Annotated in this window: 10 protein-coding genes; 8 read left to right on the forward strand and 2 right to left on the reverse strand. The window is 75.4% G+C overall.

Annotated elements, in window-relative coordinates:
* The first annotated feature begins 25 nt into the window (after window positions 1-25).
* The 8 genes from Q0967_RS00285 (at window position 26) to Q0967_RS00320 (ending at window position 10,119) form a co-directional block, all read left to right on the forward strand.
* Window positions 26-1,438 (forward strand): hypothetical protein, encoded by a 1,413-nt coding sequence (locus tag Q0967_RS00285; RefSeq protein WP_298748021.1) that lies wholly within the window; start codon window positions 26-28, stop codon window positions 1,436-1,438.
* On the forward strand, window positions 1,435-2,571 hold the full coding sequence (locus Q0967_RS00290) for a hypothetical protein (RefSeq protein ID WP_298748018.1): 1,137 nt from the start codon (window positions 1,435-1,437) through the stop codon (window positions 2,569-2,571). Before Q0967_RS00285 ends, Q0967_RS00290 begins: the two co-directional genes overlap by 4 nt.
* Complete coding sequence (locus Q0967_RS00295; protein ID WP_298748015.1) at window positions 2,568-4,877, forward strand: serine/threonine-protein kinase; 2,310 nt, start codon at window positions 2,568-2,570, stop codon at window positions 4,875-4,877. Before Q0967_RS00290 ends, Q0967_RS00295 begins: the two co-directional genes overlap by 4 nt.
* Window positions 4,874-6,019, forward strand: coding sequence for a PP2C family serine/threonine-protein phosphatase (locus tag Q0967_RS00300; RefSeq protein ID WP_298748012.1), 1,146 nt, complete (start codon window positions 4,874-4,876; stop codon window positions 6,017-6,019). Before Q0967_RS00295 ends, Q0967_RS00300 begins: the two co-directional genes overlap by 4 nt.
* A complete protein-coding gene (locus Q0967_RS00305; protein ID WP_298748009.1) occupies window positions 6,012-7,334 on the forward strand; it encodes a VWA domain-containing protein in 1,323 nt (440 codons plus the stop codon). The genes Q0967_RS00300 and Q0967_RS00305 overlap by 8 nt, the downstream gene beginning before the upstream one ends.
* The gene (locus tag Q0967_RS00310) at window positions 7,334-8,374 is read left to right on the forward strand and encodes an FHA domain-containing protein (RefSeq protein ID WP_298748006.1); all 1,041 of its coding nucleotides are present in this window, start codon (window positions 7,334-7,336) and stop codon (window positions 8,372-8,374) included. Before Q0967_RS00305 ends, Q0967_RS00310 begins: the two co-directional genes overlap by 1 nt.
* A 61-nt stretch (window positions 8,375-8,435) precedes the next feature.
* A complete protein-coding gene (locus Q0967_RS00315; RefSeq protein WP_298748003.1) occupies window positions 8,436-9,302 on the forward strand; it encodes a hypothetical protein in 867 nt (288 codons plus the stop codon).
* A 91-nt stretch (window positions 9,303-9,393) separates the two neighbouring features.
* Window positions 9,394-10,119, forward strand: coding sequence for a hypothetical protein (locus tag Q0967_RS00320; RefSeq protein WP_298748000.1), 726 nt, complete (start codon window positions 9,394-9,396; stop codon window positions 10,117-10,119).
* Window positions 10,120-10,131: 12 nt separating this feature from the next.
* Here the strand turns inward: Q0967_RS00320 and Q0967_RS00325 are convergent, their stop codons facing one another.
* Window positions 10,132-11,034, reverse strand: a complete 903-nt coding sequence (locus Q0967_RS00325; protein ID WP_298747997.1) for an SDR family oxidoreductase — start codon at window positions 11,032-11,034, stop codon at window positions 10,132-10,134.
* Window positions 11,035-11,154: 120 nt separating this feature from the next.
* The gene (locus tag Q0967_RS00330; protein WP_298747996.1) at window positions 11,155-11,628 is read right to left on the reverse strand and encodes a cupin domain-containing protein; all 474 of its coding nucleotides are present in this window, start codon (window positions 11,626-11,628) and stop codon (window positions 11,155-11,157) included.
* Window positions 11,629-11,722: the final 94 nt, after the last annotated feature.

The raw sequence follows: 11,722 nt of genomic DNA on the forward strand, positions 1-11,722 counted from the left end.
GGGCCCCGAACCGGAGCTCCCGCCGATGACCATCATCGGGGAGGACCTCCCCGACGTCGAGGACACCACGGTCGAGGAGCTGCGGGCCCAGCAGGAGCAGCTGGAGCAGGCCCGCCGCGACCTGGCCGACCGTGCCCGCGAGGAGCGGGAGCGCGCCGAGCAGCAGCTGGCCGCCGAGCGGCGCCGGGCCGAGCGCGAGCTGGCCCGCCGGCAGCGCGAGATCGACGACGCCGAGCGGCGGCTGCTGCGGACCGAGCGACGCCTGCGCAAGGAGGCGGCCAGCTCCGGTCGGCACGTCGACCTGCCCCGGAGGCCCCGCCGGGCCGCCCGCCGCTCCGACAGCGAGCTCCTCGACGCGGCACGGGCCGAGCTGAGCACGAGGGTCCCGCGGCTGGGGCTCGCCGCCACCCTCGCGCTGGGCGCCGGGCTCCTGCTGGCTCTCGGCAGCACGCTGTCCACGGACCGGGTCGAGCAGGAGCAGACGCAACCGCTCACCGTCCTCGACACCGCCCAGGCCGACCTGCGCGACGCCGTGTCGTCCCTCGACTCCGAGCTGGTGCGCTACGCGACCGGCGACCCCGTGCCGCCGGACGACGCCGGGCGGCTGCCCAGCGTGACGGCCGCGCTGGAGGTGCTGGGCCGGGAGGGGATCGACCCCTACGCCGCCGAGCGACTCTCCGAGGCCGAGCCGGGGTTGTCCGGCGACGCGGTGAGCCCGGTCCGCGCTGCCACCGCCTGGCAGGACACGCGGAGGGACATGGCGTCTGCCGTCTCGTCCTGGGACGTGGAGCGCGAGATCGAGGAGCTGCGGCCCGGGTCGGCGCTCGGCACCCTCCTGCTGTGGGCGGGCGCCCTGGTCCTCGTCGTCGCGGCGGTCGTGCTGCTGCGGGCGGGGGCCAAGGTCGCGAGCGCCTTCTTCGTGCTGGCGGCCCTCTCGACGTCGCTGCTCGTGGTCCAGGACACCCAGCCGGGGTGGCGGCGGGCGGTGGTGGCCCACGAGGAGGCGAGCGACCGTCCTGCGGGACTTCAGCAGGTCGTCGAGGACGACCTGCGGGTCGTGGTGGGGCTGCGCTCGTTGGACCCGTGGCAGACCGAGGACGACGAGTACGGCTACTGGAACCAGCACTACGGCCTCGAGGACGGCTCGGACCCGGACGGCGCCCTGGCGCAGGCCCGCGCCGACCTGGGCCGGGTCCTCACGGGGGACAGCAGCCAGGAGGAGCAGCGCACGGCCGCCCTCGACCTCGTGGCGGCGGCCGACGAGGTCCGGGACCCCCTGGAGGCCGACCTGGTCACGGCCCGCGAGGCCGTGGTGGCCGAGTCGACCACCGGTCCCTCAGCCGGGCTGCTGGGTGCCGGGCTGGGGCTGGCCGTGCTGCTGCCCTTCGCCGGCCTGGGGGCGGAGTCGCTGGCCCGACGCCGGAGGGAGACCCCGTGAGCCCCACCCACGCCACCGCGCCCGCCGCCCCGGGCAGCATCGGGGCGGACGTCCCGGACACCGAGCTGCTGGCCTACCTGGACGCCATGCTGCGGTGGAAGGACCGTCGGCGCAGCGAGCTGGCCGCCCTCGACGAGGCGGCGCTGGCCGTCGCCGACGCGCACGAACGGGCCGCGGTCACCCCCGACGTCACCCTGTCGATGACCCTCTGGCAGGCCGTGGCGGACCGGCTCGCGCTCATCCAGGCCACGTGGGACAGCGGCCGGGTGGGCGAGCGGGAGCGACGCCGGATCACCACCCTCGTCTGGGGCAGCCTCGAGCAGCCGGGCACCCGCGGGGCGCAGTCGCTGGCGGTCTCGCTCCCCGAGGCCTGCCGGCTCTCGGACTCCCTGGCCTCCTCCCTGCGCTCCCGGCTGCGCCTCGACGGGGCCGACCCCGACCTGCCCGGCCGGTTGCGCGCGCTGCGCCAGCAGGTCGAGCGCATCGCCGACCAGGTCGCGCTCATCCCGGACGCCCGCTCCGGCTCGGCCGCCGGGGCGCACCGCGAGCTCGACCAGCGGCTCACCGACATCACCGACCGCGCTGCCCGGGGCGCGGACGTCGGAGGCCTGCTGGGCCCGCTGGAGTCCCAGGCCGCCACGGTGGAGCGTGACCTCATCGTCGCCGCGTCCGCGCGGGCGCACGCCAAGGCCGACCACGCCCAGGCCACCCGCGAGGTGGCCGAGCTCTCCGCCCGCGGTGAGGCCGTCCGCGCGCTGGCCCACCGCGCCCGCGCCACGGTCACCCCGGCGCCCCGCCTCGGCGTCCCCGACGTCGCCGCCCTGGGTCCGGTGCCCGGCGACCCGACCGAGCTCACGGCATACCGGGGGCGGCTGGAGCGCGTCGAGCGTGCCCTCACCGTCGCCCAGGGCGAGTATGCCGCCGCACTGGAACGAATCGAGGACCTCACCGAGCGCGCGGCCCGGGTCCGGCGGCAGCTGACGCAGTCCTCGGGGGAGCCCGAGCCGGCCATCGAGGTCCTCGCCGACCAGACCGACGCCCTGCTCGCGACCCGGCCGACCGACCTCACCCGGTTGCAGGCCCTCGTGCAGGCCCAGGAGAGCTTCGCCACCGCGATGGGAGGACGACCGTGACCGCGTGCCAGGAGCCGGGGTGCACCGGCCGCTACGAGGACGGCTGGTGCAACGTGTGCGGTGCGCCCGAGCCGCGGCAGGCGCCGATCGAGGCGACCCCGGTGCGCCCGGACCCGGACCCGGTCCGAGCCGCGGGCGCCGCCTCCCCCGCCGCCGGGGCCTCCCGGGCCCCCGGGAGCTCCGGGAACTCGGGGAGCTCCGCGGCCGCCGACCCCGCGCAGGGGTCGGTCCAGGTGGTCGCCACGCCCGCGCCGGGGCAGACGCAGCAGGCCGTGAGCGCGGCCCGGGTGCGGCGCCGGCGTGCCGGGGCCGCCGGTCGCCGCTCCCGCCTGGGCCTGGGCCTCACCGACGTGCCGGACGTGCCGGTGACCGACCCGACCGAGAAGCTCATGGTCGACCCGCGGGTCCCCGAGGACCGGCGCGTCTGCCCGGTCTGCGGCGCCGACGTCGGCCGGGCCGCGGGGCAGGCGGAGGGGCGCCAGCAGGGCTTCTGCCCGCAGTGCCGCGCCCCCTACTCCTTCACCCCCAAGCTGGGGCCCGGGGAGCTGGTGGCGGGGCAGTACGAGAACGTCGGTGCCCTCGCCCACGGCGGCATGGGGTGGATCTACCTGGGCCGCGACAAGAACGTCTCGGACCGGTTCGTCGTGCTCAAGGGGCTGCTCAACACCGGTGACGAGGACGCCCTGGACGCCGCCGTCGCCGAGCAGCAGTTCCTGGCCCAGGTCAAGCACCCGCTCATCGTCGAGATCTACAACACCGTCCAGCACGACGAGGACGCCTACACCGTCATGGAGCACGTCGGCGGTCGCTCGCTCAAGCAGCTGCTGCAGGACCGGATGGCGGAGGCGGGCCGCTACGCGCCCTTCCCCGTCGACCAGGCCCTGGCCTACGTCATCGAGGCGCTGCCGGCGTTCACCCACCTGCACGAGCTCGGGCTGCTCTACTGCGACTTCAAGCCGGACAACCTCATCCACGAGGGCGACGGCATCAAGCTCATCGACCTGGGCGGGGTGCGCCGGCAGGACGACCTGGAGTCCCCCATCTACGGCACGGTCGGCTACCAGGCCCCCGAGGTGGCCGAGGTCGGCCCCTCGGTCGCCTCCGACATCTACACCATCGGCCGCACCCTGTGCGTGCTGACCTTTGAGTTCCGCGGCTACCAGAGCGAGTACGTCCACTCCCTGCCCCCCATGTCCCAGGTCCCGGCCTTCACCGAGCACGACGCCTTCTACCGCGTCGTCGCGCGGTGCTGCGCCCCGGACCCGAACGACCGCTTCCTGTCCGTGGAGGAGCTGCGCAGCCAGCTCGTCGGGGTGCTGCGCCAGGTCGTGGCGGCCAGCGGGCCGGGCCGGCCCGCCACCCTCTCCGCGCACAGCCCCGCCTTCGACCCACCGGTCACCACCGGGGAGACCCTGTCGTGGTGGGAGCTGCCCGAGCTGCAGCGGGACGACACCGACCCCATGCTCGACTGGATCTCGGGGCGGAGCACCAACGACCCGCAGGCGACCTACGAGGCGCTGGGCGCGGCCCCGGAGGACACCCCGGAGGTGTTCCTGGCCCGGGCCCGGGCCGGCATCCGGATGGGTCAGCGCAGCTGGGTCGAGGAGGCCGTGCGCGGTCTGCTGGCCGAGGACCCGTGGGACTGGCGGGGCTCGTGGATCCGCGGGCTGTGGGCGCTCTCGCAGGCCGAGGGCGAGCACGTGCGGGAGCGCGCCCAGGAGGCCGGCGGGCACTTCGCCGCGGTGCGGGACGCCCTGCCGGGCGAGATCGCCCCGCGCATGGCGCTCGCGCTGGCCACCGAGCTGGCCGGCTACGACCAGGCCGCCGAGCTGGACTACGAGCGGGCCTGGCGCACGGACGCGGCCTACGTCGCCCCGGCCGCCTTCGGCCTGCACCGGGTGCGCATGGCCCGCGGCGACGTCGACGGCGCCATCGCCGCCCTGGACTCGGTGCCGGCGAGCAGCAGGGCCCACCCGCGCGCCCGGTGGCTGCGGGCCGAGCTGCTGCGTCGTCGAGGAGGTCTCGCGGACCTGCGCGAGTCCATGCACTCGGTCACCCGCCTCACCCTCGACCCGCGCCAGCGGGCGCAGTTCAACGCGGTCATCTACGAGCAGGCGCTGGACGAGGTGACCCAGCGCGGCCCCCAGCCGGACTGGCGGGTGGGTGAGGTCCCGCTCACCCGCGACGCGCTGCAGCGCGCCCTGGAGCGGGAGTACCGCGTCCTCGCCGACTACACCCCCGACCCGCAGGAGCGGGCCGGGCTCATCGACCGCGCCAACGCGGTCCGCCCCTGGAGCTGGACATGAGCGACCCGACCACGGCCCCGCTGCCGGACGACCCGACCGCACCGATCCCCGCGCCCGGGTCCGGCCGCACCGAGGCGCCCGCCCCCGGCGCCGAGCAGCCGGAGGCCGAGCCCGGTGCCGATGCCGCCCAGCCGGAGGCCGCACCCGCCGAGCCCGCTGCGGAGGAGGAGCCGGAGCCGTTCAGCGACGGGCCGCCGCCGCTGCCGGAGCCGATGCTGGTGCTGGACGGCGCGCTTCCCCCGGCCGCAGCGGCCGCTCCCGAGGTCGACCACGGCACCTGCACCTCCTGCGGCGGCGGCTTCGACGAGGAGGGGTGGTGCACGCAGTGCGGGGAGCGCCGCCCCGACCCGCGCCACCACGTCACGTCCGCGCCCTCGGCGTCGGTGGCCGGGGTGTGCGACCGGGGCCGGCGGCACCGCGACAACGAGGACGCGATGGCGCTGTGGGCCGACGACGGCCAGCCCGGTCGGGCCGTGCTCGTCGTCTGCGACGGGGTGTCCAGCGCCCCCCGCTCCGCCGAGGCCAGCCTGGCGGCCGCCGAGGCCGCGCTCGAGCAGCTGCGCGGCTCCGGTGACCCCGAGCAGCGGCACGACCGGGCGGCCCGGGCCGCGGCCGACGCCGTGGCCGCGGTGGCCGGTGAGAGCCACCGCGACGCGCCGTCGTGCACCTACGTCAGTGCCGTGGTCGAGGACGACCGCGCCAGCGTCGCCTCGATCGGGGACAGCCGGGCCTACTGGCTGCCCGACGACGGGGAGCCGCAGCGGCTCACCAGCGACGACTCGATGGCCGAGGAGCAGGTGCGCGCCGGCATACCCCGGGCCGAGGCCGAGGCGGGCCCGCTGGCGCACACCATCACCCGCTGGCTGGGGCCGGACTCGCCCGACCACCGGCCCGGCACCACGGTGCACGACGTCGCCGCGCCCGGCTGGCTGCTGCTCGCCAGCGACGGCCTGTGGAACTACGCCTCCGACCCGGCCGACCTCGCCGCCGTGGTCCGCTCGGTCGGCTCCCGGGTCGGCCACTCTCCCGCGCCGCTGGCCCAGGGCCTGGTGGACTGGGCCAACGAGCAGGGCGGCGCCGACAACATCACGGTCGCCCTCGCCCGCTGCGGGGACGCGAGGCAGGATGGGACCCATGGCTGAGTTCACCTCGACCGTCCACCAGAACGAGTTCCTGCCCGACGGGGGCACCGACGTGCACGCGATCGTCTCGGTCACATGCTCCGGGGCCGGGGAGGTGGTCGCCTGGGGCGGCTCGGGAGGCACGGGCGGCGCGGGGTATCCGGGCGGTTCCGGTGGCGACGCCGGCGAGGTCATCATCGTCGACGTCTCGGGCTCCATGGACGTCCAGGGGGTGCAGGCGGCGGCGTATGCCGCGTCCGCCGCGCTCGACGAGATCGTGGACGGCGTGTGGTTCGCCATCGTGGCGGGCAACCACGAGGCGGCGTTGTGCTACCCGACCGGCACCTCGGCCGCGATGGCCCGGATGTCGGCCCAGACGCGGCTGGAGGCCAAGCGGTCGCTGCAGCGACTGGCCCCGGGTGGGGGGACGGCGATGGGCCGCTGGCTGCTGGCGGCCGGCCAGCTGTTCGCCACCGTGCCCTCGCTGTCCAAGCGGCACGCGATCCTGCTCACCGACGGCGCCAACCAGCACGAGACCCCGCAGGAGCTGAGCTGGGCGCTGGACCAGGTGCGCGGCCGGTTCCAGGTGGACTGTCGCGGGCTGGGTGCCGCGTGGCAGGTGGCCGAGGTCCGCCGTATCGCCGAGACGCTGCTGGGCAGCGTCGACCTCATCCGCACCTGGGACGGGCTGAGCGAGGACTTCGCCGCGCTCATGGCGTCCTCGATGGGCAAGGGGGTCAGCGACGCGCAGCTGCGCGTGTGGGCGCCCCAGGGTGCCGAGGTGCTCTTCGTCAAGCAGGTCAGCCCCACGCTCGAGGACCTCTCCGGTCGTCGGGTCGAGGTCAACGCGCTCACCGGCGGGTACGACACCGGCGCCTGGGGTGACGAGACCCGCGACTACCACGTCGCGGTGCGGCTGGCCCCCAAGGCGGTCGGCCAGGAGCAGCTCGCCTCGCGCGTGCAGCTCGTCGTGGGCGGGGAGGTCCGCACGCAGGGCCTGGTCAAGGCGGCCTGGTCGTCGGACGACGTGCTGACCGCCCAGATCAGCCCGGAGGTCGCGCACTACACCGGCCAGACCGAGCTGGCCTCGGCGATCCAGGAGGGGCTGCGGGCCAAGGCCATGGGCGACGACGTGACCGCCACGTCCCGGCTGGGCCGCGCGGTGCAGCTGGCCCGCGAGACCGGGGACGACGGGGCCACGTCGCGCCTGTCGCGGGTCGTCGACATCGACGACGCCGCGACCGGCCGGGTGCGCCTGCGCCGGCACGTCGACAAGCTGGACGAGATGGAGCTGGACACCGCCTCCACCAAGACGACCCGGGTCCGGCCCAGCTGATGGTGCGGTGCCCCGAGGGCCACGAGAGCGAGGCCACCGACTACTGCGACACCTGCGGCGCACCCATCGCCGCCCCGCCGGCGGGTCCGGTCGACCCCTCCGGGGCGGCCGGCGCCCCGGGGGCGCCACGACCGGCGTCGGGCGGGTCGGTCCTCGACCTCGACGAGCCGGTCGCGCAGACGCTGTCCTGCCCGCACTGCGGCGGCGTCAACGTCGCGGACGCCCTCTTCTGCGAGGCGTGCGGCTACGACTTCACCACCGGCGCCCTCCCGCTGGGCGCCGAGCCCGAGGAAGCCGAGGAGGACCCGGTCGCCGAGGCAGAGACGACCGAGGCCGAACCACCCGAGCCCGAACCATCCGAGGCCGTCGTCGAGCCCGACCCCGAGGCAGCCGAGACGCCCGTGTCCGCCCCCAAGGCGCCCGAGTCCGACCTCAAGGCGCCCGAGGCCGACCCGGAGACGCCCGCGCCGGAGACGCCCGCGACAGAGGCACCCGAACCCGACCCGGAGACGCCCGAGCCGCCGCCGGGGCCGGAGCCCGAGGACCCGCCCGCGCAGGCCACCCCCGGGCCCGCCGCGGTCGGGCACGCCCGGCCACGGCATACCCCTCCCTCGCGCGACCTCGCGGACGCGTGGGTGGTGGAGGTCTGGGTCGACCCCGACTGGTATGCCGTGCAGCAGACCGCGGAGGCGTGCCCCAGCGCCGGGGTCCCGGACGTCGTGGTCGTGCGGCGCAGCGTCGTCATGGTCGGGCGGCCCTCCGGGAGCCTCGGCGTGCGCCCGGAGGTGGATGCCGGTGCCGACAGCGCCGTCTCGCGGCGGCACGCCCAGCTGACCAGCGACGGGACCCGGTGGTGGATCGAGGACCTCGGCAGCAGCAACGGCACCTACGTCGGTGTCGTGGGCGAGCCGCTGCCGACGCAGGCCCTGACGCCCGGCCAGCGGGTCGAGATCGACCGGGACGACCGCATCTACGTCGGGGCCTGGACCCGGCTGGTGCTGCGTCAGGCGACGGCGGCCGAGCGGGCCGGTCAGGGCTGACCGAGGCCGGCGGCGTGCCGCACCCTGCGTCCGGCCCACCGCTGCACCTAGAGTCGTCCCCATGCCCACCGACCCCCCGGCACAGACGACCCGCACCAGCCGTGCCCGGCTGCGCCGCTCCGGCCGTCACCTGCTGCGCCTGGGGGGTCTGCTGGCCGTCGTGTCCCTCGTCGTCACCCTCGTCGGCGGGTGGGCCACCCGCTCCCTGCTGGAGCACCTGCAGTCCAACTCGGCCGAGCTGCTGGACGGCACCGCGACGGTCTCGCTGACCGAGGGCACGGAGCGCACGCTCTACGTCACCGGTGGCCTCGTCGCACCGGGCGAGATCGCCCCGACCCCGGTCGACCAGATCAGCTGCACCATCACCGGGCCCGGTGGCGAGCTGCCGTTCACCACCCTGGCCGAGGAGGGGAGCCGGGTCGGGATCGACACGGCGCTGGCCCGCTTCCAGGTCGTCGGCAGGTTCACCGCGGCGGACACCGGCGAGCACCAGATCGACTGCGAGGGTCTCGGTGTCGTGGTGGCCCCGGACGTCGGCCCGGCCAACGCGTTGCTGCGCCTCGGCGGGCTCGCGCTCGGCACCCTCGGAACCTTCGTCGGCCTCTCGATGGTGCTCATCGGTGGCGTCCTGCTGCTGCTCGTCCGGGCACCCGACGGGGTCCAGGACGGTGAGGAGATCGTCGACGACGCCCCTCCGGCCGAGGGGGCCGACGAGTGGTGGGAGGACGAGGCCGGCGAGGGCCGGCCCGAGCAGGCGGGGCGGCCTGCGGGCAGCGACGATGCCGAGGCCGCGGACGGCGACGCCGAGTTCGTCGACCTCAGCGACGAGGAGCTGGCCGCGCTGTCGGAGGAGCAGATCGCCGAGCTGGTCGCCTCCGGGAAGCTGGTCTTCGTCGACGACGACGAGGACGACACCACGCGTTCGTGACCCGGTGGCGTGGGTCGTCCCCGACCGGCCCGGAATGCCCCGCGACCCGGCGGTGCGCGCGACGCCGAGGCGCTGCGGATAAGGTCGTGCCATGAGCTACGGGAACCCTCCGGCACCGCGACGCAGCGGTCTCACCACGGCCGGCAAGTGGATGTTCATCATCGGCCTCGTCCTGTCGGTCATCGTCGGGATCGGCGTGGCCTGGGGCGGGGTGCAGGGCGCCCGGATGTTCAGCGACCTCCAGGGCGGCGGGACGCCGATCGACGAGGGCCAGACGACCGTCTCCATGGAGGAGGGCGACCTGCGGCTGGTGACCGCCGAGGGCAGCCAGACCCCGACGTGCACGGTGACCGGGCCGGACGGCACCGAGTCGGCGCTCACCCAGGACAGCACGTTCGACACCGGTGACCAGCAGGTCGACGCCCAGCTGGTGGGCACCTACCAGGCCACCGCGACCGGGGAGCACACCTTCACCTGCGAGGGCGGCACCGCGTCGCTGTCGCCGAGCATCAGCATCGGCTCCACCATCGGCCTGGCGGTCGCGGGCCTGGGCATCCTGGCGCTCATCCCGCTGCTGCTGCTCACCGGCATCGGCCTCATCCTGTGGCTCGTCGGCCGCAGCAGGGACCGGAAGGCCGCGGACGGGCCGCCCGGGGGCTACGGCTACGGCACCGCCTACCCCCAGCAGGGCTACGGCCAGCCGCAGGACAGCGGCTACCCGCAGGCACCGGGGCAGGGCTACGGCCAGCAGTACGGCCAGGGGTCGCCCCCGCGGCCGCCCGGCCAGGACCCGACCGACCCCTACCGCCGGGACTGAGCCGCCCGGCCGTCAGGGGCTGTCGGCGCCGCCGTTGACGTTGAGCGTCTCCCCCACGACGTAGCTGCTCTCCGGCGAGGCCAGGAAGACGTAGGCCGGGGCGAGCTCGACCGGCTGGCCCGCGCGCCCCAGGGGCTGCCCGAGGCCGAACTCCGGGATGGCCTCCTTGGGCTGACCCTGCACCACCTGCAGCGGGGTCCAGATCGGGCCGGGGGCGACGATGTTGACCCGCACGCCCTTCGGCGCGAGCTGCTTGGCCAGGCCCTTGCCGAAGGTGTTCATCGCGCTCTTGGTCATGGCGTAGTCCAGCAGGTGCTCGCTGGGGCTGTAGGCCTGGACCGAGCTGGACAGGATGATGGTCGAGCCGGCCTCGAGGTGCTTGACCGCGGCCCGGCACATCCAGAACATCGCGTAGACGTTGGTCTTGACGGTGAGGTCGAACTGCTCGTCGCTGATCTCCTCGATCGAGGGGGTGCTCACCTGCTTGCCGGCGTTGACGACGAGGGCGTCGAGCCCACCGAGCTTCTCGGCGGCCTGGTCCACGACCCGGTCCACGGTCTCCCGGTTGGTGAGGTCGCCGGGCAGCTGCACGCAGGTGCGCCCCTCCGCCTCGACCAGCTCGCGGATCCGGTCGGCGTCCTCCTGCTCGTCCGGCAGGTAGTTGATCGCCACGTCGGCACCCTCGCGGGCGTAGGCGATCGCCACGGCGCCGCCGATGCCGGAGTCCCCGCCGGTGATGAGCGCGCGACGGCCCTGCAGGCGGCCGGTGCCGCGGTATGACGTCTCGCCCCGGTCGGCCGGCGGGTCGAGCTCGGCGTCCAGCCCGGGCATGGGCTGGTCCTGCTCGGGCGGGGAGACGCGGGGGTGGCGGGTGGTCGGGTCGTCGAAGGTCAGCTGGTCGGTCTTCTGGGCCATGCCTCGATCCTCTCCCGGGCACCGCACCCGCGCACCGTGGAACGGTCCGCCGCGCACCAGGGTCGGCCCCCGACGAGAGCCGGCGCCGACTGCCGGGCGGCCGCCGCGGCGCCCTCGGGCTCAGGCCTTGAGGTCGTCCTCGCCGCTGCCCGGCTGGACGGTCCACTCCGGCGGGACGTCCCGACCCGCGTCCTCGTCCGCCTCGGCGTCCTCGGACGTCTGCTGCACGATGCCCTGAGCGTGGTGGGAGGGGGCGTAGACGGCATACAGCTGCAGCGGCTCGTCGCCGGTGTTGATGACGTCGTGCCAGGACCCGGCCGGGACCTGGATCGACCACCCGTCCGAGACGTCCTGGGTGAAGTCGAGGTCGTCCTCGGCGGGACCCATGACGCAGCGGCCCTGACCGGCGTCGACCCGCAGGAACTGGTCGGTCTCCGGGTGCGCCTCGAGGCCGATGGACTGCCCGGGCGGGATGGACATGAGGGTGACCTGGAGGTACGTCCCGGTCCACGCCACCGTGCGGTAGGTGGTGTTGTCCCTCGTCGCGGTCTCGATGTCGAAGGCGTTCGGCCGGGGTCCGGGGTCGGTGATCATGCTGGCGTCCTCTCGTGCAGGTGGGTGGTGCGACCCAACCTAGCGGCCCATCCCGCCTCCCGCGCCCGGGCGATCGCCGCGATCCGGCTACCGG

Origin of the sequence: uncultured Serinicoccus sp. (assembly GCF_947500995.1) — a bacterium.
Classification (GTDB): domain Bacteria; phylum Actinomycetota; class Actinomycetes; order Actinomycetales; family Dermatophilaceae; genus Ornithinicoccus.

What these genes read in the sequence shown, in the direction of transcription:
- Q0967_RS00315 (WP_298748003.1), top strand. Translation starts at nt 8,436, where the DNA reads ATGCCCACCGACCCCCCGGCACAGACGACCCGCACCAGCCGTGCCCGG.
- Q0967_RS00300 (WP_298748012.1), top strand. Translation starts at nt 4,874, where the DNA reads ATGAGCGACCCGACCACGGCCCCGCTGCCGGACGACCCGACCGCACCG.
- Q0967_RS00320 (WP_298748000.1), top strand. Translation starts at nt 9,394, where the DNA reads ATGAGCTACGGGAACCCTCCGGCACCGCGACGCAGCGGTCTCACCACG.
- Q0967_RS00310 (WP_298748006.1), top strand. Translation starts at nt 7,334, where the DNA reads ATGGTGCGGTGCCCCGAGGGCCACGAGAGCGAGGCCACCGACTACTGC.
- Q0967_RS00330 (WP_298747996.1), bottom strand. Translation starts at nt 11,628, where the DNA reads ATGATCACCGACCCCGGACCCCGGCCGAACGCCTTCGACATCGAGACC.
- Q0967_RS00305 (WP_298748009.1), top strand. Translation starts at nt 6,012, where the DNA reads ATGGCTGAGTTCACCTCGACCGTCCACCAGAACGAGTTCCTGCCCGAC.
- Q0967_RS00285 (WP_298748021.1), top strand. Translation starts at nt 26, where the DNA reads ATGACCATCATCGGGGAGGACCTCCCCGACGTCGAGGACACCACGGTC.
- Q0967_RS00325 (WP_298747997.1), bottom strand. Translation starts at nt 11,034, where the DNA reads ATGGCCCAGAAGACCGACCAGCTGACCTTCGACGACCCGACCACCCGC.